At 49.5% G+C, this 3,180-nt stretch carries 3 protein-coding genes and 1 pseudogene; all 4 read left to right on the top strand.

Annotated features, from left to right (window positions below; all coding sequences use genetic code 11):
* On the top strand, nucleotides 1–1,351 hold a 1,351-nt coding region (locus QVP67_RS00800; protein ID WP_369677333.1), incomplete at its 5' end, for an ABC transporter permease.
* 271 nt (nucleotides 1,352–1,622) lie between these two features.
* The gene (locus QVP67_RS00795; protein ID WP_071150737.1) at nucleotides 1,623–2,288 is read left to right on the top strand and encodes an ABC transporter ATP-binding protein; all 666 of its coding nucleotides are present in this window, start codon (nucleotides 1,623–1,625) and stop codon (nucleotides 2,286–2,288) included.
* Between the two features lie 27 nt (nucleotides 2,289–2,315).
* A complete protein-coding gene (locus tag QVP67_RS00790; protein WP_022161659.1) occupies nucleotides 2,316–2,936 on the top strand; it encodes a head GIN domain-containing protein in 621 nt (206 codons plus the stop codon).
* Between the two features lie 34 nt (nucleotides 2,937–2,970).
* A pseudogene (locus QVP67_RS00785) lies at nucleotides 2,971–3,180 on the top strand (hypothetical protein); the annotation flags it as partial.

Raw genomic sequence — 3,180 nt, 5'->3', positions numbered from 1 at the left:
TCCCATTATCAATTATCCACTATCCATTATTCATTTAACAAGTTATATGTTCAGACTTATCTTAAAAACCCTATGGACCCGTCGCCGCCGCAATGGCTGGCTGCTGGCCGAACTTATACTGGTCGCTGTTCTTTCGTGGATTATCTTCGATCCTGTCATTGTGGTGACTTACGACCGTCACCTTCCGCTTGGCTACGATGCCGACCGCCTCTGCATGGTGTCCGTCGGTATGTTGCAACCGCAGGCGCCGGGCTATGATGCTCAGGCTACCGACTCTGCTTCGCTGATGCAGGCGTATCTGAATATCGTGGAACGTGCCCGCCAGCATCCCGATGTAGAGCAGGCCACTCCCGTACTTTCTTTCGCATATCCCGGTTCGCAAGGAAGTAGTACTTCCACTCTGATGGCAGAAGGTGATACGGTGGGGCTTGACCTTATGTATGTTGAGTTTCTGCCCCATACACATTTCTTTGAAACATTCGGCTTCCGGCCCGTGCAGGGCAGCATGACGCCCGAAGAATTGTCGGATCATACGTATGGCGGGATGAATGTTGTATTGAGTGAGTATGCACAGGAAGCCTTGTTTCATACTCGTGTTTACAACAAGAATCTGCGTTGCTGGATGACGAACGAGACGGATACGGTCTATTTGCCCGTTGTGGTAGGTGCGGTAGGAACTTTCAAGTACACCAACGACTGTCGTCCTGTTCCTGTCGCCTTCGAGCCGATATTGCATCCCGATATTCTTTCCAGTGTGAACGATATGCACGTAGTCATCCGTTTGAAGGAGGGTGTCAGCATGGACCGCTTCCTGCATGAGTTCCGTCCTTGGATGGTTCGCCAGATGCGGGTTGGTAACCTTTATGCACGCGACTTGCAGTCGTATGACAGCATCAACCGGATCAGTGAGTTTGGTACTGCGACGTCACTCTATCGCCGCAACCTGAGTATAGCCCTGTTCTTCCTCGTCAACCTCTGTTTAGGTGTTGTCGGTACCTTTTGGCTACAGACCCGTACGCGGCGCGAGGAGGTAGGCATCATGCTGTCCTACGGTGCTACGCCACGCCGCATCCGGCTTCAGTTGATGGGCGAAGGTGTGGTACTCACGACGGTAGCTACCCTGATTGGCTGCTTCCTCTATCTGCAATACGGGCTCAGCGAGGGACTGAATAAGGGAAGTGCCTGGATGACGAGCACCATGCCCTGTTGGGTGGACCACTTCGGGCTGCATTTCGCTATCGTGTCGCTCATCATCTACTTCATCCTGCTGGTCGTGGTACTGGTAGGCATCTATATTCCTGCGCGACGTATCAGCACCATTCCGCCGACGGAGGCGCTGAGGGATGAATAAAGTTGTCCTTATCTGTACGGATGTTCGCTGAAATCGAACAGAGTGTTCATTATCGGACACAGAACGGTTTTTGTAAAGTGCAGATAATCAGATAAAAGCCTTTTTGGCACGACTTTTGAATTAAGTTCACCACAGAGGATACAGAGTTTCACAGAGGAGAAAAATGTAACTTTGTTCTCTCTGTGGGGAATGAGACACCACAGATTACTCCGTGTCCTCTGTAGTGCAAAACAAAGAATACAATAACTATAAACAACATACAATTATGAACATGATTAAATTGACCGGTATCAACAAGATCTACCGTACAGACGAGATTGAAACTCAAGCATTGGAGAACGTGAACCTCGAAGTAGAGCAAGGCGAATTCCTGAGTATTATGGGACCTTCCGGATGTGGAAAGTCTACTTTGCTTAACATCATGGGCTTGCTTGACACTCCTACCAGCGGTACCATCGAAATAGCCGGTACGCGTGTCGAGGGAATGAAGGACAAGGAACTGGCTGCTTTCCGCAACAAGAATCTGGGCTTTGTGTTCCAGTCGTTCCATCTGATCAATTCGCTGAATGTGATAGACAATGTAGAATTGCCGTTACTATATCGCAAGGTCTCTGCCAAGGAACGTCGTCGCCTGGCCGAAGAAGTGTTGGAAAAGGTAGGACTTAGCCACCGTATGCGCCACATGCCTACACAGCTTTCCGGCGGTCAGTGCCAGCGTGTAGCCATAGCGCGTGCCATCATCGGAAATCCGGAGATTATCCTTGCCGACGAGCCTACCGGTAATCTGGATTCCAAGATGGGTGCCGAGGTTATGGATTTGCTGCACCAGCTGAACAAGGAAGACGGACGTACCATCGTAATGGTAACACACAACGAAAGCCAGGCCAAACAGACTACCCGTACCATCCGCTTCTTCGACGGACGTCAGATAGGATAAATTTAAATTATTAATCGGAACAGTGAAATGAAAACAAACATTATAGGGGTAATAATCGCACTGCTGCTGGCTTTTGCCGGAGCAATAGGTGCACTGGCACAAGATGAACGGGTGAGCGAAGTGCGCAAGGTGGACGATTTTTCTTCCATCAGGATAAAGGCGGTAGCCAATGTCGAGTTCACGCAGGGCGATAAATACTCCCTCCGCCTGGAAGGCAAGGAGAAATGGGTGAAGCTCACCACGACCGAGGTGAAGGACGGTTGCCTGATCATTGATTTCAAAAGAGGTGAAAAGAGGTCCGTCAAGAACATAAACGGATTGAAGCTGTATGTCACAGCTCCTACGCTGGAAGAGGTGGAACTGACCGGCGTGGGTAGCCTGGAGTGTAAGGAACCTTTGAAACTGGACGACTTCACGTTGCGTATCAGCGGTGTAGGGTCTGCCGAAGTGGATGATCTGACTTGCCGTCGTTTCAACGTCAGTCTGAGCGGGGTGGGCGATGCTGAGGTGAACGTCGATTGCGACTACCTGAAAGCCCGCATGAGTGGCATCGGCAGTCTGGAGTTGAGAGGCAATGCCGATGAGGCCGACATATCGCGCAGCGGTATAGGCAGTGTGAATACGAAACGATTAAAAATTAAGAATTAAGAATTAAGAATTAAGAATGAAGAATTTATGGTGAATGAGAACGTATTGTTTACTCCAATTCATCATTCTTCATTCATCATTCTTCATTAATAACAGATTCTTCATTAAAAAGATGATCAAACAATATTTTCAACAAGCTTGGGCACAGCTCCGCCAGCAGCCGCTCATCAGCGGGGTGACGGTGGCGGGTACTGCCCTTTCCATCTTCCTCATCATGCTGGTGGTGATGATGCAGCAGGTGCAG

Origin of the sequence: Bacteroides sp. CAG:633, assembly GCF_000435115.1 — a bacterium.
Lineage (GTDB): Bacteria > Bacteroidota > Bacteroidia > Bacteroidales > Bacteroidaceae > Bacteroides > Bacteroides ndongoniae.
The sequence above is the reverse complement of the archived record's forward strand: the minus strand, read 5'-3'. Positions and strand labels throughout refer to the sequence as shown.

Coding starts and splice junctions, on each gene's coding strand:
- QVP67_RS00790 (WP_022161659.1), top strand. CDS start 2,316: ATGAAAACAAACATTATAGGGGTAATAATCGCACTGCTGCTGGCTTTT.
- QVP67_RS00795 (WP_071150737.1), top strand. CDS start 1,623: ATGATTAAATTGACCGGTATCAACAAGATCTACCGTACAGACGAGATT.